General features: G+C 73.1%; 20 protein-coding genes, 2 pseudogenes and 1 riboswitch. Of the genes and pseudogenes, 7 read left to right on the plus strand and 15 right to left on the minus strand.

The window, feature by feature from the left end; genetic code table 11:
• Window positions 1-3: 3 nt before the first annotated feature.
• The 9 genes and pseudogenes from ACFPIJ_RS19970 to thiE form a co-directional block, all read right to left on the minus strand.
• Window positions 4-1,152 carry an alkaline phosphatase family protein gene (locus ACFPIJ_RS19970; protein WP_380116651.1) on the minus strand — a complete coding sequence of 383 codons (1,149 nt, stop codon included), beginning with the start codon at window positions 1,150-1,152 and terminating at the stop codon, window positions 4-6.
• Complete coding sequence (locus ACFPIJ_RS19975) at window positions 1,152-1,883, minus strand: class I SAM-dependent methyltransferase (protein WP_380116653.1); 732 nt, start codon at window positions 1,881-1,883, stop codon at window positions 1,152-1,154. The genes ACFPIJ_RS19970 and ACFPIJ_RS19975 overlap by 1 nt, the downstream gene beginning before the upstream one ends.
• A 15-nt stretch (window positions 1,884-1,898) precedes the next feature.
• Window positions 1,899-3,425 carry a phosphomethylpyrimidine synthase ThiC gene (gene thiC, locus ACFPIJ_RS19980; protein ID WP_380116654.1) on the minus strand — a complete coding sequence of 509 codons (1,527 nt, stop codon included), beginning with the start codon at window positions 3,423-3,425 and terminating at the stop codon, window positions 1,899-1,901.
• A gap of 88 nt (window positions 3,426-3,513) precedes the next feature.
• The gene (gene thiD / locus ACFPIJ_RS19985) at window positions 3,514-4,308 is read right to left on the minus strand and encodes a bifunctional hydroxymethylpyrimidine kinase/phosphomethylpyrimidine kinase (RefSeq protein ID WP_380116655.1); all 795 of its coding nucleotides are present in this window, start codon (window positions 4,306-4,308) and stop codon (window positions 3,514-3,516) included.
• Between the two features lie 85 nt (window positions 4,309-4,393).
• On the minus strand, window positions 4,394-4,909 hold the full coding sequence (locus tag ACFPIJ_RS19990) for a thiamine phosphate synthase (protein WP_380116656.1): 516 nt from the start codon (window positions 4,907-4,909) through the stop codon (window positions 4,394-4,396).
• Window positions 4,903-5,667, minus strand: a complete 765-nt coding sequence (locus ACFPIJ_RS19995) for a thiazole synthase (protein WP_380116657.1) — start codon at window positions 5,665-5,667, stop codon at window positions 4,903-4,905. Before ACFPIJ_RS19995 ends, ACFPIJ_RS19990 begins: the two co-directional genes overlap by 7 nt.
• Window positions 5,660-5,866 (minus strand): sulfur carrier protein ThiS, encoded by a 207-nt coding sequence (gene thiS, locus ACFPIJ_RS20000; RefSeq protein WP_380116835.1) that lies wholly within the window; start codon window positions 5,864-5,866, stop codon window positions 5,660-5,662. The genes ACFPIJ_RS19995 and thiS overlap by 8 nt, the downstream gene beginning before the upstream one ends.
• Window positions 5,865-5,975: riboswitch (TPP riboswitch) on the minus strand. Its footprint overlaps the gene before it by 2 nt.
• Before the next feature lie 25 nt (window positions 5,976-6,000).
• A complete protein-coding gene (thiO, locus tag ACFPIJ_RS20005) occupies window positions 6,001-7,035 on the minus strand; it encodes a glycine oxidase ThiO (RefSeq protein WP_380116658.1) in 1,035 nt (344 codons plus the stop codon).
• Window positions 7,036-7,271: 236 nt separating this feature from the next.
• Window positions 7,272-7,883: pseudogene (gene thiE / locus ACFPIJ_RS20010) on the minus strand (thiamine phosphate synthase); the annotation flags it as partial.
• Between the two features lie 18 nt (window positions 7,884-7,901).
• Between thiE and ACFPIJ_RS20015 the strand changes: the two are divergent.
• Window positions 7,902-8,876 carry an aldo/keto reductase gene (locus ACFPIJ_RS20015; RefSeq protein WP_380116659.1) on the plus strand — a complete coding sequence of 325 codons (975 nt, stop codon included), beginning with the start codon at window positions 7,902-7,904 and terminating at the stop codon, window positions 8,874-8,876.
• A 76-nt stretch (window positions 8,877-8,952) separates the two neighbouring features.
• On the opposite strand, the gene ACFPIJ_RS20020 is transcribed toward ACFPIJ_RS20015, so the two are convergent.
• Window positions 8,953-9,375 carry a hypothetical protein gene (locus ACFPIJ_RS20020; protein ID WP_380116660.1) on the minus strand — a complete coding sequence of 141 codons (423 nt, stop codon included), beginning with the start codon at window positions 9,373-9,375 and terminating at the stop codon, window positions 8,953-8,955.
• Window positions 9,376-9,661: 286 nt separating this feature from the next.
• Between ACFPIJ_RS20020 and ACFPIJ_RS20025 the strand changes: the two genes are divergently transcribed.
• From ACFPIJ_RS20025 to ACFPIJ_RS20040, 4 genes are read left to right on the plus strand one after another with little or no spacing between them, the layout of a single operon-like run.
• The gene (locus ACFPIJ_RS20025; protein WP_380116661.1) at window positions 9,662-10,027 is read left to right on the plus strand and encodes a hypothetical protein; all 366 of its coding nucleotides are present in this window, start codon (window positions 9,662-9,664) and stop codon (window positions 10,025-10,027) included.
• Complete coding sequence (locus ACFPIJ_RS20030; protein WP_380116662.1) at window positions 10,020-10,400, plus strand: hypothetical protein; 381 nt, start codon at window positions 10,020-10,022, stop codon at window positions 10,398-10,400. The genes ACFPIJ_RS20025 and ACFPIJ_RS20030 overlap by 8 nt, the downstream gene beginning before the upstream one ends.
• A gap of 17 nt (window positions 10,401-10,417) precedes the next feature.
• A complete protein-coding gene (locus ACFPIJ_RS20035) occupies window positions 10,418-10,669 on the plus strand; it encodes a hypothetical protein (RefSeq protein ID WP_380116663.1) in 252 nt (83 codons plus the stop codon).
• Window positions 10,670-10,692: 23 nt separating this feature from the next.
• Entirely contained in the window at window positions 10,693-11,025 is a 333-nt protein-coding gene (locus tag ACFPIJ_RS20040; protein WP_380116664.1) for a hypothetical protein, read from the plus strand.
• 417 nt (window positions 11,026-11,442) lie between these two features.
• On the opposite strand, the gene ACFPIJ_RS20045 is transcribed toward ACFPIJ_RS20040, so the two are convergent.
• The 5 genes and pseudogenes from ACFPIJ_RS20045 to ACFPIJ_RS20065 all read right to left on the minus strand — a co-directional run bounded on the left by ACFPIJ_RS20045 (window position 11,443) and on the right by ACFPIJ_RS20065 (window position 20,007).
• The gene (locus tag ACFPIJ_RS20045) at window positions 11,443-14,748 is read right to left on the minus strand and encodes an error-prone DNA polymerase (protein ID WP_380116665.1); all 3,306 of its coding nucleotides are present in this window, start codon (window positions 14,746-14,748) and stop codon (window positions 11,443-11,445) included.
• Window positions 14,748-16,268 carry a DNA polymerase Y family protein gene (locus ACFPIJ_RS20050; protein ID WP_380116666.1) on the minus strand — a complete coding sequence of 507 codons (1,521 nt, stop codon included), beginning with the start codon at window positions 16,266-16,268 and terminating at the stop codon, window positions 14,748-14,750. Before ACFPIJ_RS20050 ends, ACFPIJ_RS20045 begins: the two co-directional genes overlap by 1 nt.
• Window positions 16,269-16,342: 74 nt before the next feature.
• A pseudogene (locus ACFPIJ_RS64575) lies at window positions 16,343-17,049 on the minus strand (hypothetical protein); the annotation flags it as partial.
• Between the two features lie 1,414 nt (window positions 17,050-18,463).
• On the minus strand, window positions 18,464-18,997 hold the full coding sequence (locus tag ACFPIJ_RS20060) for an SAV_6107 family HEPN domain-containing protein (protein WP_203852523.1): 534 nt from the start codon (window positions 18,995-18,997) through the stop codon (window positions 18,464-18,466).
• 425 nt (window positions 18,998-19,422) lie between these two features.
• Window positions 19,423-20,007, minus strand: a complete 585-nt coding sequence (locus ACFPIJ_RS20065; RefSeq protein ID WP_380116668.1) for a helix-turn-helix domain-containing protein — start codon at window positions 20,005-20,007, stop codon at window positions 19,423-19,425.
• 48 nt (window positions 20,008-20,055) lie between these two features.
• Between ACFPIJ_RS20065 and ACFPIJ_RS20070 the strand changes: the two genes are divergently transcribed.
• A complete protein-coding gene (locus ACFPIJ_RS20070; RefSeq protein WP_380116669.1) occupies window positions 20,056-20,970 on the plus strand; it encodes a class I SAM-dependent methyltransferase in 915 nt (304 codons plus the stop codon).
• Window positions 20,971-21,012: 42 nt separating this feature from the next.
• Window positions 21,013-21,957, plus strand: a complete 945-nt coding sequence (locus ACFPIJ_RS20075; protein ID WP_380116670.1) for an EamA family transporter — start codon at window positions 21,013-21,015, stop codon at window positions 21,955-21,957.
• Window positions 21,958-21,963 lie beyond the last annotated feature (6 nt).

Genomic DNA, 21,963 nt, shown 5'->3' on the forward strand with positions numbered 1-21,963 from the left:
AACCTAACTGCGCGCCACCAGCAGCGGGATCTGCATCTCCGCCGCCGTGCTCGACCCGTGATACGCCACCATCTGCGACAACCGCGGCGGCTCGTGCTCCGACGCCATGATCACCCACCGGTCGTGGCAGATGACGACCACGTCGCCGACGCGGGCCAGGTGCTGCTGCGGGATCGGGCCGAACCAGCCTGCCGCCACCGCCTGCTCCCGGTTGAGCACGGTGGCTCCGGCGCCGAGGACGCCCTGCCAGGTGGCGATGACGTCGGCGCGGGCGCCGGGGATCGTGTGCAGGTAACGGACCCGTGGCTCGCCGGCCACGACGGCCACCCCGGCCCGCAGGCGGGCGTCCTGGTCGAGGTCGAGGCGCCGGTCGGCGGGGACGTCGATCTGCCCGTGGTCGGCGGTGACGACCAGCCCCGTGTTGGGGGGCAGCCCGTCGACGAGGCGGGTGAGAAGCCGGTCCGCGTTGCCGACGGCCGTGCGCCACTCGCCGGTGCCGATGCCGTGATCATGGCCGGCGCGGTCGACGTCGGGCAGGTAGCCGTACACCAGGCGCGACGTGGAAAGGGCGGCCAGCATCGCGGTGGCGACCTCGTCGTAGGCGACCCCGGCGCCGAAGCGGGCGCCCCGGTAGGCGGAGACGGACAGGCCGGTCCGCTCGAACAGCGGGTTGCTGACCACGGTCGGGGCGAGGCCGGCGTTGACGGCCCTGGTGAACGCGGTCGGCAGCGGCTGCCACTGCGCCGGGTCGGGCCGGCCGTCCCAGTGCAGGTGGTTGACGAGCTTGTCGGTGCCGGGCTGGTTGAGCACGATGCCGACGATGCCGTGGGCGCCGGGCGGAGCGCCGGTGCCGAGGGTGACGAGGCTGACCGGGGTCGTCGACGGGAAGCCGGCGGTGATCGCCCGGGCGGTGCCGAGCCGGCCGCCGAGGAAGTCGGTGAGGGTCGGCGCGTGCGGCGCGGCGACGCCGAGCTGGTGCCAGCCGAGGCCGTCGAGGACGAGCACAGCGACCCGGTCGACGCCGGCCAGGACGGCACCGAGGCCGAGGGCGTCGCGCTCGTAGGGCATCCCCAGGACGCTGAGCACGCTGGGCATCACCTCGGCGAGGCTGCCCTGCCCGTAGCGCGGCGCGACCTGATCGAGCAGGCCCATCAGCCCGACCGGCGGGCGAGGAGGTGCAGCTGCGTGGCGATGTCCCGATACGGCGACGTCCCCGCGAGGGCCAGCTCGAACGCCTGCAGCGCGTCGGGCTCGCTCTCCGCGACGCTGCCCGGGACGAGGTCGGCGATGATCCGGACGCCGTGGATCTGCTCGACCGCGAGCCCGCAGCCGGATAGCAGCGCCGTGGCGGTGTCGACGTCATACCGGCGGCTGAGCCGGTCGCGGGCGTCGCCGCGGCCGTCGGGGCTGGCGACCAGCAGCGCGGCGGCGGCGAGGTGCCCGCCGATGGCCTTGGCGAGGACGGCGGCGGCGCGGTTGGCGACGACGACGCTGGCGACGCCGCCGGGGCGCAGGGTGGTGGCGAGCGCGGTGACGACCTTGTGCGGGTCGTCGACCACCTCGAGGAGGCTGTGGCAGAGCACCAGGTCGACGCTGTCGGGCGGGACGAGGTCGGCGAGGCCGTCGCCGTCGCCCTGCACGGCGGTGATCCGGTCGGCGACGCCGGCCTCGGCGGCCCGGCGGGTCAGCGCGGCCAGGGCGTCGGGGCTGGGGTCGACGACGGTGACGCTGTGCCCGGCGCGGGCGAGCGGCACGGCGAACCCACCGGTGCCGCCGCCGACGTCGAGCGCGGTCAGGGGGTGGTCGGCCCCGGCGATCTCACGACGCAGGACCTGCCAGACCACCGCGGTGCGTGGCGACGCCACTGAGGACTCCACCCCCACGACCTTAGTACCCGCCTACGACACGACCGGGAGGTATACCTGACCCCCGGAAGCGACGAATTCAGCGGACTTGGCCTGCATCTCCAAGGACAGCGACTGGCTGATCTTCATGGAGCAGAACTTGGGACCGCACATGGAGCAGAAGTGCGCGGTCTTCGCGGCCGAGGCCGGCAGCGTCTCGTCGTGGTAGGACCGCGCGGTGTCCGGGTCCATGGCGAGGTTGAACTGGTCCTCCCAGCGGAACTCGAACCGCGCCTTGGACAGCGCGTCGTCCCAGGCCTGCGCGCCGGGGTGGCCCTTGGCGAGGTCGGCGGCGTGTGCGGCGATCTTGTACGCGATGACCCCGGCCTTCACGTCGTCGCGGTTCGGCAGCCCGAGGTGCTCCTTCGGGGTCACGTAACAGAGCATGGCCGTGCCGTACATGGCGATCATGGCGGCACCGATGGCGCTGGTGATGTGGTCGTACGCCGGAGCGACGTCCGTGGTGAGCGGCCCGAGCGTGTAGAACGGCGCGTCGTGGCACCACTCCTTCTGCAGGTCCACGTTCTCCTTGATCTTGTGCATCGGCACGTGGCCGGGGCCCTCGATCATCACCTGGACGTCGTGCTCCCACGCGATCCTGGTGAGTTCGCCGAGGGTACGCAGCTCCGCCAGCTGGGCCTCGTCGTTCGCGTCGGCGATGGAGCCCGGGCGAAGCCCGTCGCCGAGGGAGAAGGCAATGTCGTACCGTGCAAAAATCTCGCACAATTCCGAAAAATGCGTATACAGGAAGTTCTCCTCGTGGCGCGCGAGGCACCAGGCGGCCATGATCGAGCCGCCGCGGGAGACGATGCCGGTGACCCGTCCGACCGTGAGCGGCACGTACCGCAGCAGCACCCCGGCGTGCACGGTCATGTAGTCGACGCCCTGCTCGGCCTGCTCGATGATGGTGTCGCGGTACGCCTCCCAGGTCAGTTTGAGGGGATCGCCGCCGACCTTCTCCAGGGCCTGGTAGAGCGGCACGGTCCCGATCGGCACCGGCGAGTTGCGCACGATCGCCTCGCGCGTGGCGTGGATGTGCTTACCGGTGGACAGGTCCATGACCGTGTCGGCGCCCCACTTCGTGGCCCAGGTGAGCTTCGCGACCTCCTCCTCGATCCCGGAGGACACCGCGGACGTGCCGATGTTCGCGTTGATCTTCACCAGGAAGCGGCTGCCGATGACCATCGGCTCGCTCTCCGGATGGTTGACGTTGTTGGGCAGGATCGCCCGTCCGGCGGCGATCTCCTCCAGGACAACTGACGCCGCGACACCTTCGCGGATCGCGGCGAACTCCATCTCCGGCGTGACGATCCCCTGCCGCGCGTAGTACAGCTGGGTGCGCTCGACACCCCGCTCGGCGATCCACGGCGCCCGCAGCGGCGGCAGGCCGACGGGCGGATCGTTCAGCGGACCGGACGTGTCGTAGAGCCGCACCGGCGGGTTGCCGCCGGACAGTTCGATCTCCGCGAACGGCACCTGGATGTCGTCGCGGGACCCCTGGACGTGGACTTTGCGCTTCATGGCGACCTCTCTTGGGCACGGCGAAGCCGGCACGCCGATAGGCGCACCTGTTCGCGTTTCGGCAGGTGTACTGAGTGAGGCAGGCCGGTTAGGTGAGGAACGGTCCCCAGGCAAGGGGCCCGTGCCCGGCGCCGAGCCGCCAGCCGGCCGATGCGGCAAGGGCCGCGTGGACGTAGTCCTTCGCCCCGGCGAGGGCCTCGGCGACGGGCTGGCCGAGGGCGAGCCGGGCCGCGGTCGCCGCCGCGAAGGTGCACCCGGTCCCGTGGTTGTTGGCCGTGTCGATCCACGGCGAGCTGAGCAGTTCGACGGTGCCGCCGGCGTACACGACGTCGACGGCGTCGCGGCTGCCACGCAGGTGGCCGCCCTTGACCACGACGCAGGCCGGCCCGGTCGCGGCGAGGTCCTCGGCCGCCTTGATCGCGTCGTCGACGTCCAGGACGTCCCGGCCGAGCAGCACCGACGCCTCCCGCAGGTTGGGCGTGACCACGGCGGCGTGCGGGAACAGCAGGTCCAGGTACGCCCGTTCGGCGTCGCGGGTGAACAGCCGGTCGCCGGAGGAGGCGACGAGGACCGGGTCGACGACGAGCCCGGGCAGCCGCGCCGCATAACCGGCGACCAGCGCGACGGTCTCCGGAGTGGCGAGCATGCCGGTCTTGACCGCGGCGACGGGCAGGTCGGCGAGGACCGCGTCGAGCTGCGCGCCGACGAACCCGGGGTCGACCGCGGAGATCCCCCTGACCCCGGCGGTGTTCTGGGCGGTCAGCGCGGTGATGACGCTGGTGCCGAAGACCCGGTGCGCGGCGAACGTCTTCAGGTCCGCCTGGATGCCCGCGCCCCCGCCGGAGTCGGACCCGGCGATCGTCAGCGCGACGACGGGGTTCATGCCGTCACCTCCGCTGCGCTCCGGCGCCGACCTGAACTGACCCTGCGCCCCCGATGAGCGGTCCCTCCGCTGCGCTCCGGACCGCTCATATCGTCATCAGCTCCTTGACGAACCTCGCCGGGTCCTCGGCCCGCATGACCGCGCCCATGACCGCGACGCCGGAAGCGCCCTGGTCGAGGCAGTCGCGCACCCGCTGCGGCGAGTCGACGCCGCCCAAGGCGTACACCGGGACGGGGACGACCAGCGCCATCCTGGCGAGCGCGGCCAGCCCGAGCGGGGGTCCGTAGCCGGGCTTGGAGCGGGTCGGGTAGATCGGTGACAGCGTCGCGAACCCCACCCGGGCGTCCGCGGCGGCGACGAGGTCGTCGAGGTTGTGGCACTTGCGGAACGCCGTCGTGTCCTCCGCGAGGACGAGGCGGCCCTTGACCCCGTCGAGCATGACCCGCAGCCGGTCGGCGAGGTCCTGGCGCTGCGCCGCCGGAAGGTCCTCCTCCCCGAGGACGACCAGCCGCGCACCGCCGTCGATCGCGCGGTTGACCACCTCGTCGAGGGGCCGCTGCGCCTGCCGCCGGTCGGTGAAGAGGATGAGCGGCGTCACCATGGCAGTCCTCCGGTCGGGCTCGAGGCGGTCGCGTACAGGCGGCGCGGGATCCTCCCGGCGGCATGGGCGAGGCGGCCGGCGTCGACGGCGAGCCGCATCGCCTCCGCCATCCGCGCCGGGTGCTCGGCGCGGGTGACCGCGGAGGCGAGCAGGACCCCGTCGCAGCCGAGTTCCATGGCGAGCGCGGCGTCGGAGGCGGTGCCGATCCCGGCGTCGAGGATGACGGGCACGGTCACCTTCTGCCGGATGAGCGCGATGTTGTGCGGGTTGCGGATGCCCAGCCCGGAGCCGATCGGGGCGCCGAGCGGCATGACCGCGGCGCAGCCCGCGTCGGCGAGGCGCTGGGCGATGATCGGGTCGTCGGTGGTGTACGGCAGCACCGTGAACCCGTCCTCGACGAGCCGCTCCGCGGCGGTGACGAGCTCGACGGCGTCGGGCAGCAGCGTCTCCTCGTCGCCGATGACCTCCAGCTTGACCCACGCCGTGTCGAACGCCTCGCGGGCCAGGTGGGCGAGCTTCACCGCCTCGGTCGCCGTGTAGCAGCCGGCGGTGTTGGGCAGGACCCGCACGCCGCACCGTTCGACGACGTCGAGCAGCGAGGGCGCACCCGGGTCGAGCCGGCGCAGCGCGACGGTGACGAGCCCGGTGCCGCTGGCCCGGATCGCCGCCTCGAGCGCGGCGTGGCTGGTGGCGCCGCCGGTGCCGAGGATGAGCCGCGACGGCAGCTCCTCGCCGGCGATCGTCAGCCGGCTATCCACCCTGGACCGCCGTGAGGACGTCGATGGTGTCGCCGTCGGCGGGCCTGGTCTCAGCCCAGCTCGCCTTCGGCACCACAGCGCCGTTGAGCGCCACGGCGACGCCGCGGGGTTCGGCGACCCCGGCAAGGTCACGGACCACGTCGGCGATGGTGGCGCCGTCGTCCGCGTCGGCGGTGACGGCGTTGACCACGAGCTGCATGCGGCTCACTCCTGACTCCCTGCGCCGGCATGATCCGGATCAGGTTCGACGGTCGGGGGCTGACAGCCCCCCTCTCAGCCCGGTCACACCGGACTCCCGTGGGGTACGCGCTGAGGGTAACCCCGCCGCGGCCGTCAGGTAAAGCGACCCGCCGCGTACGGGGTGATGTCCACGTCCGTCGATCCCTTGGTGACCAGGTCCGCGACGACGTGCGCGGTGACCGGCGCGAGGAGCACCCCGTTGCGGTGATGCCCGCCGGCGACGTACACGTTGTCGGCCAGGTGTCCGATGACCGGCGCGTTGTCGGGGGTGCCGGGCCGCAGCCCCGCCAGGGTCTCGGCGAGGGCCAGCTCGGCGACGCCGGGCAGCAGGTCCGCGGCCGGTCGCAGCAGGTCGAGCACCCCACCGGCGGTCACCGTCCGGTCGGCGCCGCGCTCCTCCTCGGTCGCCCCGACGACCAGCTCCCCGTCGGCGCGCGGCACCAGGTACACGTGCCGGCCGTGCGCGACACCCCGCACCACGCGCGTGAGCAGCGGCTCCGGCCCCCGCAGCCGCAGCAGCTGGCCCTTCACTGGCCGCACCGGCAGCCCGGTGGACCCGGCGAGCCCGATGCCGTTGGCGACGACGATCACATCGTCCCGCAGGGTGGACAGGTCGGCGACATCGCGCCGCTCGTGCCGGACCGGCAGGCTTCGCAGCGCGGCGAGCAGCAGCCGCGGATCCACCTGATGGTCGCCGCCGGCCCTGGCCCCGCCGCGGACCCTGGGACTGAGCAGCGGCTCGAGCTCCCGCAGCTGCCGGCCGCCGAGCGGCTCGATCGGCGTGCCGGCCCGCCGGTAGTAGTCGACGAGCCGCCGCACGTCGGTGAGGTCGTCGTCGGTGAGCGCGACGAGGAGCGTGCCGTCGGTGCGGTAGCCGAGCGGCATCCCGGTCGCGGCGCCCAGCTCGGCGGCGAACCCCGGCCAGCGCCGCATCGACTCGAGCATCAGCTCCTGCAGCGCCTCCTCGCCGAAGTTCGCCTCGGCGGTCGGTGCCAGCATGCCGGCCGCGACGAGACCGGCCCCGCGCGCCGGGTCGCCGTCGTACACGGTGACCTGCACACCGCGCCGCAGCAGCTCCCACGCGACGCTGAGCCCGACGACCCCACCCCCGACGATCCCGACCTTCATGCCCGCCCGCCCTCGTCAGCCGCCGCGGTCTCCCCGGTCTCCCCGGTCTCCCCGGTCTCCCCGGTCTCCCCGGTCTCCCCGGATAAACCCAGGCGCAAGCGCCCGGATTTATCCGACATTTCGTATATGTCGCGTGCGGAAGGAGCGCCCTGAGCAGAGGAGGTGCCGTGGGCAGAGGAGGTGCCGCGGGCAGAGGAGGTGCCGTGGGCAGAAGCGGAAGGAACGACGTGCGCGGCGAGCACCGCCGCGAACCGGGCCGCCTCGGCCGCTGGATCGGCGGCACCGCTCATCGCGCCGACCACCGCCACCGCGTGCGCCCCCACCGCGAACAGCTCCGCCGCCCGCGATGGCGTGACACCCCCGATCGCGATCACCGGCACGTCGACCGCCTCGACGACCGCCCGGATCCCCTCCGGCCCGATGGCAGCCGGCAGGCCGGTTTTGGTCGTCGTCGCGTACGCCGGACCGACACCCAGATACGTGGCACCGTCCGCGACCGCCCGGCGGGCCGTGTCAGGGTTGCGGGCGGTCGCGCCGAGGATCGCGTGCGGGCCCAGGACCCGGCGGGCTGCGGCCACCGGCAGGTCGTCGGCGCCGACGTGCGCACCGTGCGCCCCGGCCGCGAGCGCGACGTGCAGCCGGTCGTTGACCAGGCAGACCGCCCCCGCGGCGCGGCAGAGGGCAAGGACGCGGACCGTCAGGTCGTATGCCTCCCGGTCCGTGACCGCGTCCTCCGGCCGGACCTGCACGACGCCGAACCCGGCGGCCAGGGCGTGCCCGACGACGCCGAGGACGTCTCGCCCGGGACGGGTGTCGGTGATGAGATGGAGTCGTCCGAGCGTCAGCACCGCGATAGCTTTTCAGACATGAAGCAGGTGCGACTTGGCCGGACCGGGTTGAAGGTCTCCGAGATCTGTCTCGGCATGATGAGCTACGGCGATCCCGCATGGCGTGACTGGGTGCTCGACGAGGAGGCCGCGGACCCGTTCGTGCGGCGCGCCGTCGAGGCCGGGATCACGTTCTTCGACACCGCCGACGTCTACTCCCTCGGCGTCAGCGAGACCGTGACGGGGCGGCTCCTGGCGAAGTACTTCACCAACCGCGACGACTACGTGCTGGCCACCAAGGTGTTCAGCGTCATGAGCGACAAGCCCAACGACGGGGGGCTGTCGCGCAAGCACGTCCTGGCCGGCATCGACAACTCGCTGCGGCGGCTCGGCGTCGACCACGTCGACCTGTACCAGATCCACCGCTTCGACCCGGACACCCCGGTCGAGGAGACCATGGAGGCGTTGCACGACGTCGTGCGCGCCGGCAAGGCCCGCTACATCGGCGCCTCGAGCATGTACGCGTGGCAGTTCGCGAAGATGCAGCACACGGCCAGGGCCCACGGCTGGACCGAGTTCGTGTCGATGCAGAACCACTACAACCTGGTGTACCGCGAGGAGGAGCGGGAGATGCTGCCGCTCTGCGCCGACCAGGGCATCGGCGTCATCCCGTGGAGCCCCCTCGCCCGGGGCATGCTCGCCGGCAACCGGGGCCGCGGCAACGAGCGCCGCACCACGCGGTCCGCCAACGACGCCTTCTCGAACATGTACACCGACGACGACTTCGCGGTCGTGGACGTCAACGCCGAGGTCGCCGCCGAGCGCGGGGTCGCGTCGGCGCAGGTGGCGCTCGCCTGGCTGCTGTCGCGCCCGGTGGTCACCGCCCCGATCGTCGGCGCGACGAAACTGTCGCACCTGGAGGACGCGATCGCGGCCACGGAGCTGACGCTGGACGAGAAGGAGATCGAGCGGCTCGAGGCGCCCTACGTGCCGCACCCGGTCCTCGGCCACTGAACGGAAGGCCACTGAACGGAAGGCCACTGAACCGGAAAAGGCCGGCCCGAGGGCCGGCCTTTTCGCAGGGAACGCCTTAGTTGGAGGCGACGCCGAGGGCGGCGCTGCCACCGTCGGTGTGCAGCTCGGTGCCCGAGGCGAACGCGCTGTCGAAGCGGGCCTGCAGGGCGTCGAGCTGGTCGTACTCCGACGCGTGCGACGACTCCGAACCCTCGGCCGCGAACACGTGGTCAGCGTTGGCCTCGTTGTGGTCGTACGAGGTGAAGTCCGACTCCTCGTACTGCGCACCCGACGGGTCGCTGTACTCCACGTGGTGACCCTGGTCGAACGAGGTCGACTCGGCCGACGCGCTGTCCTGCTCGTACACGCCGAACTGCGAGTCGTAGTCGTTGTCCGCAGCGTGCACCTGGTGCAGCTGGTCCAGCGACTCGTGCTCCTGACCCGCCTCGACGTGGCCGTAGTCAACGCCGCCGTTGTCGCCGCTGTCCCACTCGCTCATTGCATCCCCCAGCTCATTGTCTCGTTGCTCTGTTGCCGTGAACGTTAGGCAATCCAGGAGAGCATTGAATCCCCGAAACGTGCCACCGCCCAGCGCAGTGCCAGGTAGGCGACAGTCCCGAACCGCGCCGGTGCCGGCGGCCGTGTCACCGGGCAACCGGGGACACCGTTCCAACCCGATGTTCCCGGTGTCATCAACCCCTCACCAGGCCGGTACCCAGCCCGGAACATAGAGCAGGACGGGCCCGGGGCAGGCGCTCCGGGCCCGCCGCATTACGCTGTCGGCCGTGATCGGGGTCCTGGCAGTCGCCATCTACGTGCTGTCGCTCGCCCTCGCGGCCTGGGCGTTCGTGGAGTTCTTCCGGCACCGCGAGCCGACCCGCCCCCTGTTCCAGGGGCTCGGCGTCGTCGGGGCGCTCGTGCTGGTGCAGGTCGTCGCGCTCGCCGTCGGGCTGGCCCGCGGGAACGGCCCCGAAGCGGGCGGCGAGGTCGTCACCCTCATCGGATACATGCTGACGGCGCTGCTGCTGCCGCCGGCCGGGGCGGTCCTCGCCCGGATGGAACCGACCCGCTGGGGTTCCCTGCTCATCGGCAGCACCGCCGTCATCGTGCCGGTGCTCATCCTGCGACTGGGACAGATCTGGAATGGCTGAACGTGTCAACCGCGGCCCGGGCCGCGTCCTGGTCGCGATCTACGGCGTGTTCGCGCTCGCCGCGACGGCCCGCGCGAGCGTGCAGATCGCCACGAAGTTCGGCGAGGCGCCCCTGGCGTACACGCTGTCGGCGCTCGCCGCGGCCGTCTACATCGTCGCGACCGTCGCCCTGGCCCGCAACAACCGCCGGATCGCCCTCGCCGCCTGCGGGTTCGAGCTGCTCGGCGTGCTGACCGTCGGCACCCTCAGCGTCGTGGACGGCGGGGCGTTCCCGGACGCCACCGTCTGGTCGGACTACGGGCAGGGCTACGGCTACGTCCCGCTCGTCCTGCCGGTCGTCGGCCTGTGGTGGCTGCTGCGCGGACGTCGGTGACCCTCACCCTGACGGGCGTGCGCGACCTCGAGTCGCTGCGGGGCCGCACCGACCTGCGTCGGCTGCGGATCGTTGCCTCGGAGCTGCCCGACCTGGACGTCCTGGAGGACCTTCCCGGGCTCACCCATCTCGAACTCGTCGCGTGCCGGATCGGCAACCCCTTCGGCTGGTCCGGGTGCGAGCGGGTCGACCTGGTGTTCACCGTCATCGAGGGTGTCCCGACGTCGTCGGCCTGCCCCATCCCGAGGAGGGCCGGGACTTCCCGCTGACCGCGGTGCCGGACGCGGACACGATGACCGAACACGAGCGACGGCAGGCGGTGGTGTACTGGGAACGCGACGGCCTCCTGCCCGGCGCTGTCGCCGGTGGCGGGCCGGTGTTCGTGCGGCCGGGGCTGGCCGCGGCGCAGGTCGACGCGGACCAGCTGCTCGCCCGCCGGTTCACCGACGACGAGCGGGAGCTGCGGTGGTGGCTGGCCGGCGCGACCGGCGACCTGTTCGACGTCGGCACCGAGGCGAGCATCGGCCACTTCGCGGACCGGTTCCCGCACCTGCTGCGGTTGCCCGTCGACGTGCCCGGCGAGCCGTACCGCCCGACGCGAACTGGCTCCTCGAGCAACGGCTGAGCCTGTGGACGATCCTGCGGGACTGCCCGCCGCTGCGGGCCGGCGCCGTCACCTGGACCGTCGGGATCTCGGCGCCCGGCCAGCTCGACCTGCTCGCCGCGACCGGACTGCTCGTCGTCGGGCGGGCCGCCGACCGGCTCCTCGTCGTCGTGGCCACCGGGGACTCGGAGTTCCGCCTGTACCACCTCGACACCCGCACCTATCTCGACGCCCTCGCCGACCGGCGACCGGACGGGGACCCGGGCGACCCAGGCGACCCGGACCTCCGACGCCTCGCGGAACTGGCCAGTACCACTGGGTCGTCGATCTCGACGACGAACAGCAGGACGATCCGCTGGTGTACCGCGTCGACCACGACGACTGGGACCACGTCCCGTCCGGCAACCGCCTGTCCGGCCTGAACCTGATCGCGGACGCCTAGCGGAAGTCGCGGGACGCCGAGCGGATCGGCAGGCTCAGCACCGCGAGATGGTCGGCGCGCAGGTTGAGCACGCCCTCGACCTTCTCCAGGATCCCGCGCACCACCATCGCACCCGCGGTCCGGGCGACCTTGCGGTGCCGCTGCCACAGCCCGGGCGTGCAGGTGACGTTGAGCATGCCGGTCTCATCCTCCAGGTTGATGAACGTGACCCCGCCGGCGGTCGCCGGGCGCTGCCGGTGCGTGACGATCCCGCCGACGGAGACCCGGCGGCCCGGCTCCACGCCGTGCAGTCGCTCCACGGACACCGCGCCGATCCGGTCGAGGTACTCCCGGGCGAACTGCGCCGGGTGCGCGTCCGGTGCCAGCCCGGTCGCCCACACGTCGGCGACCAGGCGTTCCACGGCGTCCATCCCCGGCAGCATCGGCGCCTCCAGGCCGCCGGTCGTGCCGGGCAGCCGGCCCGCCGTCTCCCGGGACGCCGCGCCCGCCGCCCACAGCGCCTCCCGCCGGCTGAGCCCGAGCCCGGCGAAGGCGTCCGCGGTGGCAAGGGCCTCCAGGTGGACGGTGCTCAGCCCGGCCCGGCGGGCCAGGTCGCTCATGGACGTGTAGGTCCCCCGTCCCTCGGCGATCCGTTCGGCGACGTCGGCGCCGATGGAGCGCACCGACGACAGTCCCAGCCGCACGACCGGCCCGCCGCGCCCCCACCCGGACGGGCCGGCGCCCGGCGTCTCCCCCACGACGGGATCCTCCAGCGTCGCCGACGCGAGACTCAGGTTCACGTCGGGGCGGCGGACGGTGACGCCGTGCCGGCGGGCGTCGTCGACGAGCGACTGCGGCGAGTAGAACCCCATCGGCTGCGCGTTGAGCAGCGCCGCGCAGAACGCCGCCGGGTGGTACCGCTTGAGCCAGGCACTGGCGTAGACGAGATACGCGAAACTCATCGCGTGGCTCTCCGGGAAGCCGTAATTGGCGAACGCGGCGAGCTTGTCGAACAGATCGTCGGCCAGCGCACCCGTGATGCCCCTCGCAGCCATTCCCTCGTACAGCCGCCGCCGGATGCGACCCATGCGCTCCATGGACCGTTTCGAGCCCATGGCGCGCCGCAGCTCATCGGACTCGGCCGGGCTGAAACCGGCCACGTCGATCGCCATCTGCATCAGCTGCTCCTGGAACAGCGGCACCCCCTTCGTCTTCTCCAGGGACTTCTCCAGCAGCGGATGTGGATAGGTGACCTCCTCGAGTCCGTTCTTGCGGCGGATGTACGGGTGCACCGAACCGCCCTGGATCGGGCCGGGCCGGATCAGCGCCACCTCGACGACCAGGTCGTAGAACTCGCGGGGTTTCAGCCGGGGCAGGGTCGCCATCTGGGCGCGGCTCTCCACCTGGAACACCCCGACGGAGTCGGCCCGGCACAGCATGTCGTAGACCTCGGGGTCGTCCAGGGGCATCGTGGAGATGTCGAGCTCACCGCCGATCATCTCGAACGCGTACCGCAGCGCCGACAGCATGCCCAGGCCGAGCAGGTCGAACTTGACGAGGCCGACGGACGCGCAGTCGTCCTTGTCCCACTGCAGGACGGTCCGGTCCGCCATCCGCGCGTGCTCGACGGGACAGACCTCGATCACCGGCCGGTCGCAGATGACCATGCCGCCGGAGTGGATGCCGAGGTGCCGGGGAAACGTCAGCAGCGCGTTGGCGTGCTCGACGACCTGCCGGGGGATGTCGTCGTGGTCGGTGTCGCTCACCGCCGCGTGCCGCTCGACCTGCTTGCTCCACGCGTCCTGCTGCCCCGGGGAGTGCCCGAACGCCTTCGCCATGTCCCGCACGGCGGACTTCGGCCGGTACGAGATGACGTTGGCGACCTGCGCGGTGTACCGCCGGCCGTACTTGGCGTACACGTGCTGGATGACCTTCTCACGCTGGTCGGACTCGATGTCGATGTCGATGTCCGGTGGCCCGTCGCGTTCCGGGGACAGGAACCGCTCGAACAGCAGCCCCCACTTGACGGCGTCGACGTTGGTGATGCCGAGCGCGAAGCAGACCGCCGAGTTCGCCGCGGAGCCCCGCCCCTGGCAGTAGATGTTGTTCTCCTTGCAGAACGTGACGATGTCGTAGACGACGAGGAAGTACCCGGGGAAGTTGAGCTCCTCGATGAGCGCCAGCTCGTGCTCCAGCTGCGCGTGCGCCCTCGGGTTGTCGCGGTACCGGTCCGCGGCCCTCGTCATCGTCAGGTGCCGCAGCCAGTCCATCTCCGACATGCCGGGCTCCGGCACCGGGTAGTCCGGCAGTTTGGGCGCGACGAGCTTCAGGTCGAACGCGAGCTCCGCACCGAACCGCGCGGCGTTCGCGACGGCGCCGGGCCAGGCCGCGAACCGGGCCGCCATCTCCGCGCCGGAGCGCAGGTGGGCGGTGCCGGCGGCGGGCAGCCAGCCGTCGATGTCGTCGAGGCTGCGCCGGGCCCGGACGGCGGCGATCGCGGTCGCCAGCCTCCTGCGGCCCGGGGTCGCGTAGTGCACGTTGTTCGTCGCGACCGTTCTGGTTCCGCTGTCCGCCGCCAGCTCGGCGAGGGCATCGTTGCGCTCGTCGTCGTACGGCCCGCCGTGCGACGTCAGCTCCACCGCCACCGATTCGGGGCCGAACAGTGCGATCAGGCGGTCCAGTTCCTGTCCTGCCCGCTCGGGGCCGTGCTCCAGCAGCGCCGCCGGGACGTGGCCCTTGCGGCAGCCGGTGAGGATCAGCGCGTGGTCCCTGAGGGTCGCCGCGACCTCCTCCAGGTCGTACACCGGCCGGCCCTTCTCACCGCCGCGGAAGTGGGCCTCGCTGATCGTGCGGGACAGCCGGGCGTACCCCTCCGGACCCCGCGCCAGCACGAGCAGGTGCCGGCCGTGCGGGTCGGGCTCGCCGTTCTGCGGCCCGGGCAGCCCCAGCGACAGCTCCGCGCCGAACACGGTCCGGATGTCGAGCTCCCTGGCGGCCTCGGCGAACCGGACCACACCGTAGAAGCCGTCGTGGTCGGTGATCGCGACCGCCTCCAGGCCGAGCCGGGCCGCGGTCTCGGCGAGCTCCTCGGGGTGGCTGGCCCCGTCGAGGAAGCTGAAGTTGGTGTGGCAGTGCAACTCGGCGTACGGCACCGCGTCGGCGGGCCGCTCCAGCTCCGGTGCGACGTACCCGGCGCGCTTGCGGGTCCACGCCGGGGAGTCCCCGCCGTCGCCGTCGTCCGCGGCCAGGGGGTCTTTTACGTACTGTCCGCTCAGCCTCTGCTCGAACTCACGCCACGGGATGTCGGGGTTGGAGAATCCCATCAGTCGTACAGCGCTTCCACGTGCCAGACGCCTTCCTCGAGCACCGCCAGGACCGCCCGTTCGTCGGCGAGCTGGAGCTGGAACCGGGCCCGCCGGCGGGCCCCTTCCTCGTCCCACCAGCGCTCGTCGACCGGCCACGGGCCCGCCCAGGCGACGATGGTTTGCCTGTCCTTGCCGATCTGGATGCTTTCCGGCGCGCCGCTGAGCTCCAGGCGCCCGCTGACCCGCACCACCTGCCCGTCCTTGTCGGTGACCTCGGCGGGCAGCGGCCGCGGGTACACGGTCGCCGGCGACGGCGACGGCAACCGCCCCGGCCACGGCGCCTCGGTGCCCTGCGCGACCCGTTCGTCGCCGAACGCGACCAGGCGGATCCGGCTGCTGTCGGCCCGCCCGCCGTCGAGGACCGCGGTGAGGACCGCGTCCGGCCCGAGCAGCCCCTGGACCCGGGTCAGGGCCCGGTGCGCGCGGTCGCGCTCGTCGCCGGCCTCCCCCCACAGCCCCGGCTGGAGCCCGAGGTGCTCGACGACCCCCTCGGGGATGAGCCGCAGCCTGGCGATGCCGCTGGTTCCGCCGGCGTTTCGTTGCAGCCAGCCGTCGAGCTGCCACCGGAGCCGGTCGGCGATCGCGGCGACGCTCAGCAGCCCGTCGTGCCGCCAGGTCCGCAGCAGCTCCTGCCCGGTGACGGTGGTCGCCTCGATCCCCAGCCGGGTGCAGGCGAGCCCGTTGCCCTGGAGCCGATCGTGCAGCCGCTCCGCGAGGGCCCTGGCCGCGAACGCGGCCGCGTCGACCCGCTCGACCGGCTCGTCGAACGTCTCGGTCACGTCCAGGTCCACCGGCGGCCGCCGCGGCGCGAGGGGCCGCTCGTCCCGCCCGCCGGCCAGCCGGTGCGCGAGCGCCGCGTCGAACCCGAACCGTGCCAGGACGTCCGGCCCCGGCAGCGCCGCGAACTCCTTGAGCGTGTGGATCCCGAGCCGCCGCAGCAGGTCCGCGAGCGCGGGGCGCCCGAGCGCGGTGATGCTGAGGTCCGCGAGAAACGCCGCGGTCTCCCCCGGCGCCACCAGCACCCCGGCCCGCGCGGCGAGCCCCGCCGCGAACGTGCCCTCGGCGATCCCGACCTGCGCCTCCACGTCACACCGCTGCGCGATCTGCTCGACGATCTGCTCGGCCGCCGCCGCCTCACCCCCGTAGTACCGCGCCGGCCCCCGCGCCGCGAGCGCGCACGCCCCCGGCCGCAGCATCTCCACCCCCGGAGCCAGCTCCTCGATCGCCCCGAGCACCGGTTCGAACGCCCGCATGTCCCGGCCCGGGTCGTGGTCGAGCACGATCAGGTGCGGGCACCGCCCCTGCGCCTCCCGTTTCCGCAGCCCCCGCCGCACCCCTTCGGCCCGCGCCGCCGGCGACGTGGCCAGGACCCGGTTGGCGTGCAGCACCGCCACCGGCTGGTCCGCCGGATACCCGTCGACGATCTCCGCGGCCACCACCGGCCAGTCAGGACACCAGACCACGATCGTCCGCACCATCACCGCCACCGCCCCCGAACCTGTTGCGGATTGGCGTTGCGCCGGGCGACTTCGATCAGCGCAGGGTGCCGGCCGCCGGCGGCTTCGGCGGCCAGGGGCCGGGGCTCGAACGGTTGTGGCATCAGCCGACCCTCCGCAGCGCGGCGGTCGTCCTGCGGGGCATCCGCGCGTCGCGGACCGGCGGCAACGGCCCTTCCAGGGCGGGCAGCCACAGGGTCACCTCACGCACGGCGGCCGCCGCTCCCCGGCCACGGGCCTGGATGGTCAGCTCCCGGCAGCGCAGCCGGCCCCGCCCCGCGCCGAGGCCGCCCCAGCTCTGCTGAACCGGGGCCACCGTCACGTCCGCGCCCGCCCATGCCCCCGCCGGCATGAGGACGCTGCCCCGCTGCCGGGCCCGCGCCGCCAACCGGCCCGCCACCGCCGGCGCCACCGCCCCCGGCACCGCCGCCACCACGATGTCCACGCCGTCGAGCAACGCCGCGACGATGCTCGCCCACTCGGCGCCCGGGTCCGGCACCAGCGCGAGCCGTTCCAGGGCGATCCCCATCTCGGCCGCCGCCACCGGGCTCAGCGCCGGCATCCCCACCACCGCACACCACGATCCGGCCCGGCTCGCCGCCGCCAGCAACGCCAGCAGCACCGACGACGTCTGCACCGCGATCGTCGCCCCCCGCCGCAGCCCACCGCCGGGCAGCAACGCCCGCAACCCCGCGAGCACCGGCAGGACCTTCCCGGCCCCGATCCCCGCCTCGGGGGTGTGCTCACTGGCCGGCCGCACCATCCCGGCACTGACCAGCCCGGCCAGCCTGCGCCCCGGCTCGCTCCCACCCCGCGGCTCCGCGAGCGCCCGCAGCCGCCCCACTCCGTCCACCGGATCCTGGCGGGCACCACCCCCCGCGACCGACTGCCCACCAGGGACGGGAGCCAGCCGCAACTGCCCCGGCTCGGCGAGCGGCTCCTCCCGGACATCCGAACGACCGGGCCTTGCCGCCTGCTGCCCGCCACGGACGGAACCAGAAGCCCCGATCGCAGCCAGGGCGAGCCGCAACTGAGCCGGATCGGCAGGCAGCGCCGCTCGGGCACCCGGCCGCCCGAGCCCTCCAGCCTGCTGCTCACCACGCGCGGAACCGGAAGGCGGGACCGGAACCGAGGCGGGAACCAGAGCTGGAATCGGGGCGGGAGCTGGAGCCGGGGCGAGGGCGAGCAGGCGCAGCGGGGCTGGTCCGGCGGGCGGATCCTGGGGTGGCGCGCAGCCGGTGGACGGCACGGACTGCAGTTCGTAAGGGATGGCCGGGGCGATCGGGACGGGGCTCGCCGGGAGGTGGGCAGGGTCGTTCATGCCGTCGGCCCCGACCACACCGTCGTCGTCGACGTGTGCGTCGTAGGTCTCGGCGGCCGCCGAAGCCGACATGCCAGCCACGGCACCTGCTCCCCCACTGTCTGTGCTGTTCTCCCGCCGCGCCCCGAGATCCCGCTGCGACGGCCTTACACGACGCTGTCCCCTGCTGTGGCGCGGACCGCTGCCCGCCCCGTCAAACCCGCCGACCGTCCTGCCCGGTCAGTCCCGCCCGGTCAGTCCCGCCCGGTCAGTCCCGCCTGGCGTCCCCGCCGAGCAGGACCGCCAGGGCAGTCCCGTCGGACCTCCCCACGGGGCAGGACCGCCAGGGCAGTCCCGTCGGACTTCCCCACCGGGCAGGTCCGCCAGCAATCCCGCCCCGCGTCCCCACCGAGCAGGATCGCCAAGAGCAGTTCCGCCGAGCCTTCCCGCCGAGCCTTCCCGCCGGGCAATCCCGCCCCGCGTCCCTACCGAGCTCTCCCACCGGCAGGTGCTGCCCGGTCGGACGCGGAACTCAAGTGGGCGGACGGCGATGCGGTGTGGCCCACGTGGCTGACGCCGCAGATGGCGGCCGGTCCAGACGCTCGGCATCCCCACCCGGCAGGGCCTGGATGCCACCCGGTCCGGCCACCGTCTGCGGCGTCAGCCCCGGAACCAGGCCCCAACCCGCACCTGACCTCGCACCCGACCCGTGAACCCGACCCGTGAACCGGCCGGTCCAACGTGAGGTGGGAAGCCCGGACGGCACCAGCTTCACGACCGGAACACCGCACCAGCGGCTCCGGCGAGAAAAGCGCCGCCGGTGAGACGACACCGCGGAGCCGGGGCAGGTCGGCCGGGTTCCGGCACCGACCGTGGATCAGCTGGCCAGGCCCTCGAGCCTGGGCTGATAGGAGAAGCCGAGGCCGACCTCGACGACGGCGATGAACTGCTCCGCGGAGCGCATGAGGTCATCGGCCTCCCGGGCGGTGACCACCCGCGGGATGCCCGCCTCGGCGGCGGAGCGCTTGCTGGCACCGGCGGCGAAATAGGCCGCCCACTCGGTCAGCTCGGGCGCGACGAGCACCAGCAGCGACCAGACGCTCGTCACCCGGCTGCGGCGGCCCGGCGCGGCGGGCACTGCCCTGGCGGCGAGGACGGCGGCGGCGGCGCGGAGCGCGGCGAGGTGGGCGGTGGCATAACGCATCCCATCGGTGCGGATCTCCGCTGCCTCTTCGAGGCCACGACGGGCAAGGGTCAGCAGCTCCCGCGGGGTGCGGTGGGGAAGCGCATGCGCGGGAACCGGAAGCTGTTGCCGGGACGCACCGCCGGCCGGGCCGGCGACCGCAGGGGTGGCCGGGGCGGTCGGGAATCGACTGACGTTGGACGAGTGGGTCGAACGGTTCGTCGGCATCGGTGTCTCCCTCTGTGGTGCGTCGGCGGGCCCCGCCATGGGTGCCCGTGGTGCGTGCGGGCCGCCGCTGGGGGAGTAGCGGTGACACGCGCGGGTCGATCGGTGCTCGGACAGCGGGTCGAACTGCGACTCCGCCGGCCGGGCGTGGAGCTTCCCCACACCACCCCCGGCCGGCGGGCCGGCTGGGTCGTGGCCCGCCGCCCGGGGGTCGTGGGCGGCGGGCCACGACCCCGCCTGAGGCCAGACCCGCGAAAATCCGGCCTCCGCGGTGTCGCGGACCGCGCTCGGGAAGAACGCCGCGAATCGCCTTCCCGATGCAGTTCGAACACTCGTTCGACTGGGATAAGACTACACCCGGGGGGCGGGAAAGTCGCGGCGGCGCGGGAGATTTTTCGAACATTCGTTCGCACGCGCCGCGGACGCGGTCATCCGCTCGCGCTGACGCCCCCCGAGGGGTGCAGATGGGTGCGCTCGCCGTCGTGGTCGAAGATGCAGAGGATCTCCGCGGGGCCACCGTGCGCACCGAAGGCATGCGGGGTCATGGTCGAGAACTCCGCCGCCTGACCCGTCTCCACCAGGATGGTCCGCTCCCCCAGCCGCAGCTCGATGGTCCCGGACAGCACCGTGAACCAGTCCTTGCCCGGGTGCACCCGCAGCTCACCGGGGACCGCCCGGCTGACCCGCATCTTGGCCACGGAGACGCCGTGCGGCCCCGGCTCCCGGGTCAGCATCCACGTGGTCATCCCGTGCGCCACGTCGCGGCGCGGCCGGATCACCACGTCCTCGTCGTCCATGGACTCCACCAGCTGGTCCAGCGTGGTCCCCAGCGCGCGGGCGATCGGAGCGAGCTGATCCAGGGCGATCCGCCGGTGGCCGGTCTCGATCCTGCTCAGCGTGGAGGGGCTCAGGTAGCACCGGGAGGCGAGGTCGTCCAGCGACCAGCCCTTGGCGATCCGCAACCCGCGGATCCGCTTGCGAACCAGCCCGTCGAGCTCACCGTCTTGCGTCATACGCAAGATGCTATGCCACCAACGCAACTCGCGGCTATGGTCAGCGGCATGGCACACCACCACGACCACCAAAAGAGCCACGACCACCAGCAGAGCCAGGACCACCAGCAGAGCCAGGACCACCAGCAGAGCCACCAGCACGACCACCAGCACGGTCACAGCCACGCGAACCACGACCACGGAAGCCACGAGGCCCTCGCCGACATCCTCGACCTCGACGCCGAAGTGCTGCACGAGCACCTCACCGAGGTCATGGCCTGGGTGCACGAGCGCACCGGCACCGCGGCGACGGTGCTTGACCTGGGCGCCGGCACCGGCGCCGGCACCCTCGCGCTGGCCCGCCGCTTCCCCGCCGCGCGGATCACCGCGGTCGACATGTCCCCGCAGATGCTGGACCACCTGCGGCACAAGGCGCACGCCGCGGGGCTGGCGGACCGGATCCGCACGGTCGAGGCGGACCTCGACACCGCCTGGCCGGACGGGGTCGAGACGCCGGCCGACCTGGTGTGGGCGGCCAACTCCCTGCACCACCTCGCCGACCCCGTCGGCACGCTGCGCACGATCCGCGCCGCGATCCGCCCCGGCGGGCACCTCGTCGCCCTCGAGATGGACGCGTTCCCGCGGTTCCTGCCGGACGACGTGCTCGAGGCCCGCTGCCACGCCGCGGTGGCCGAGGCCCGGGCCACCGACATGCCGCACCTCGGCGCGGACTGGGCGCCGCTGCTGCGCGCGGCCGGCTTCACCGTCAAGGCCCAGCGCCGCTTCGAGATCGACCTGCGACCGCCGCTGCCGGAGGCGACCGGCCGTTACGCCCAGACGTCCCTGCGCCGCCTGCGTCAGGGCCTCGAAGGCCGGCTGAGCCCGGAGGACCTGGTGGCACTGGAGGCGCTGGCGGAGGCCGTACCCCAGCATCCGGACCTCACCGTCCAAGCTCGACGGACCGCTTGGATCGTCGAACCGTAAGGGGTGGCACAGCGGTCCACTCCTGACCTGTACCCTCTGCGGGTGACCCACCAGCCCCGCCCCGCCGCCGGTGTCGCAATGGTCCTCGCCGGCAGCGTCCTGTTCGCCGTCAACGGCACCGTGTCCAAGCTCGCCGCCGAGACCGGGATCGACGCGCCGCAGCTCACCACCCTGCGGGCCGGCGGGGCCGCGCTGGGGCTGTTCGCGCTCGCGCTCGCGCTCCGGCCGTCCCGGCTGCGGATCACCCGGCGGGAGGTGCCGATGCTCGTCGCGTACGGCCTCGCCGGCTTCTTCTTCGTCCCCATGCTCTACTTCGTCGGCATCGGCAGGCTGCCGGTCGGCATCAGCCTGCTGTTCGAGTACACCGCGCCGGTCCTGGTCGCGCTGTGGGCACGGTTCGTGCAGGGCCACGCGGTGCGGCCGAGGCTGTGGGTGGGCCTCGCCGCCAGCCTCGCCGGGCTCGCCTGCGTCGCGGAGATCTGGGGCGAGCTGCGCCTCGACGCGGTCGGGGTGAGCGCCGCGCTCGGCGCCGCCGTGCTGCTCGCCGTCTACTACCTGCTCAGCGCCCGGGGCGTGGCGAGCCGCGACACGCTGTCGCTGACCGCGTACGCGTTCGGGGTGTCCGCCCTCGCCGGCTCGCTCGTGCGGCCGTGGTGGGAGTTCGACTTCGCCCGGACCACGGTCACCACCCACGGCGTCCCGGTCTGGCTGCTGCTCCTCTATGTCGTGATCGGCGGGTCGATCGCCCCGTACCTGCTGATCGCCGGCGCGATGCGGCACCTGCCACCGACCAGCGTCGGCATCATCGGCATGTCGGAGCCGGTGATCGCCACCGCCGTGGCCTGGCTGGTCCTGCACGAGCACCTGAACGTCGCGCAGATCTGCGGGGGCGCCCTGATCCTGGCCGGCGTCGCGTTGGCCGAGACCGCGCGGGTGCAGACGGTCCCGGCCGAACGCCACCCCGAAATTGTCGGCGCCCCCAACTAGAGTCGA

The sequence above is a fragment of the Dactylosporangium cerinum genome (assembly GCF_042653625.1).
GTDB lineage: Bacteria > Actinomycetota > Actinomycetes > Mycobacteriales > Micromonosporaceae > Dactylosporangium > Dactylosporangium cerinum.

What these genes read in the sequence shown, in the direction of transcription:
- thiC (WP_380116654.1), bottom strand. Translation starts at nt 3,425, where the DNA reads ATGAAGCGCAAAGTCCACGTCCAGGGGTCCCGCGACGACATCCAGGTG.
- ACFPIJ_RS20060 (WP_203852523.1), bottom strand. Translation starts at nt 18,997, where the DNA reads ATGCCGACGAACCGTTCGACCCACTCGTCCAACGTCAGTCGATTCCCG.
- ACFPIJ_RS19970 (WP_380116651.1), bottom strand. Translation starts at nt 1,152, where the DNA reads ATGGGCCTGCTCGATCAGGTCGCGCCGCGCTACGGGCAGGGCAGCCTC.
- ACFPIJ_RS20015 (WP_380116659.1), top strand. Translation starts at nt 7,902, where the DNA reads ATGAAGCAGGTGCGACTTGGCCGGACCGGGTTGAAGGTCTCCGAGATC.
- ACFPIJ_RS20040 (WP_380116664.1), top strand. Translation starts at nt 10,693, where the DNA reads ATGACCGAACACGAGCGACGGCAGGCGGTGGTGTACTGGGAACGCGAC.
- ACFPIJ_RS20065 (WP_380116668.1), bottom strand. Translation starts at nt 20,007, where the DNA reads ATGACGCAAGACGGTGAGCTCGACGGGCTGGTTCGCAAGCGGATCCGC.
- ACFPIJ_RS19990 (WP_380116656.1), bottom strand. Translation starts at nt 4,909, where the DNA reads ATGGTGACGCCGCTCATCCTCTTCACCGACCGGCGGCAGGCGCAGCGG.
- ACFPIJ_RS20020 (WP_380116660.1), bottom strand. Translation starts at nt 9,375, where the DNA reads ATGAGCGAGTGGGACAGCGGCGACAACGGCGGCGTTGACTACGGCCAC.
- thiS (WP_380116835.1), bottom strand. Translation starts at nt 5,866, where the DNA reads ATGCAGCTCGTGGTCAACGCCGTCACCGCCGACGCGGACGACGGCGCC.
- ACFPIJ_RS20030 (WP_380116662.1), top strand. Translation starts at nt 10,020, where the DNA reads ATGGCTGAACGTGTCAACCGCGGCCCGGGCCGCGTCCTGGTCGCGATC.
- thiD (WP_380116655.1), bottom strand. Translation starts at nt 4,308, where the DNA reads ATGAACCCCGTCGTCGCGCTGACGATCGCCGGGTCCGACTCCGGCGGG.
- ACFPIJ_RS20050 (WP_380116666.1), bottom strand. Translation starts at nt 16,268, where the DNA reads ATGGTGCGGACGATCGTGGTCTGGTGTCCTGACTGGCCGGTGGTGGCC.
- thiO (WP_380116658.1), bottom strand. Translation starts at nt 7,035, where the DNA reads ATGAAGGTCGGGATCGTCGGGGGTGGGGTCGTCGGGCTCAGCGTCGCG.
- ACFPIJ_RS20045 (WP_380116665.1), bottom strand. Translation starts at nt 14,748, where the DNA reads ATGGGATTCTCCAACCCCGACATCCCGTGGCGTGAGTTCGAGCAGAGG.
- ACFPIJ_RS20070 (WP_380116669.1), top strand. Translation starts at nt 20,056, where the DNA reads ATGGCACACCACCACGACCACCAAAAGAGCCACGACCACCAGCAGAGC.